This is a genomic window from Frankia sp. CoWAU3, from assembly GCF_977971855.1.
Map to the genome: position 1 here is coordinate 11501 of NZ_CDWWXB010000113.1, position 771 is coordinate 12271.

At 66.7% G+C, this 771-nt stretch carries 1 pseudogene; it reads right to left on the bottom strand.

Annotated features, from left to right (window positions below):
- Positions 1-771, bottom strand: a pseudogene (locus AC08ON_RS11440) (DEAD/DEAH box helicase); the annotation flags it as partial.

Here is a 771-nt window from a genome sequence, read left to right on the forward strand (position 1 = left end):
GTAGCTGGGTGACCTGCACGAAGTCGTTGAGATGCCCGGCCTGCAGGCTCGCGTCCTGGCGGTTATCGACGAAGGTGAGCAGCTTCTTGGCCCGGGAGTCCAACGCCTTCTGGCGCCGCAGGTTGCGCACGATGCTGGTGCTGACCAACGACACGGCCGAGCTGCGGCCCTCGGCTGCGAACGAGGCCAGCTTGGCGAAGTCCTGGGCCCGCAGCTGCTCGTACGAGACCCGGCAGCGCAGGCAGAACCGGAACGGCGCCGGGATGAACCAGGCCGTCATCGGCTCGGACGCCCCGGAACCGGACATGTCACGAAGGAACACGGCGCGCTCGCCGTCCGTCTCGACCTCGCTGCCGTCCGCCGTCACCCGGACCCGGCGCGGCACCTGATCGGCGAGTCTCGGCAGGACGAACGAGTGCCCGTGCTCGTCGGCGTCGAACCAGGTGTCCGGAAAGCGCCCCTCGGCGATGGGATCGGCGGGCCAGGGATGATCCTCGCTCACATAGAGATAGCCGAGATCGACTTCACTTTCAACCGCGGCCGACTCCCGGCGGGGAGTATAGCGGCGAGGGGTGTCCCTGCTGCGCGCGACGACGAGATATTCCTGGCCACATTCACGACAGAAGGCCAGCGGCAGCAGTACCTTGTCCCGCGACCCGGGCACACTCACCTGGTATTGACTGGTGATATACCGGACCGTCGTCGGTTCCAGGCTGACGTGGACCGTGTCCCCCTTGGAGAGGAACTGGTGCAGACGAAAGGCGAAGGGTG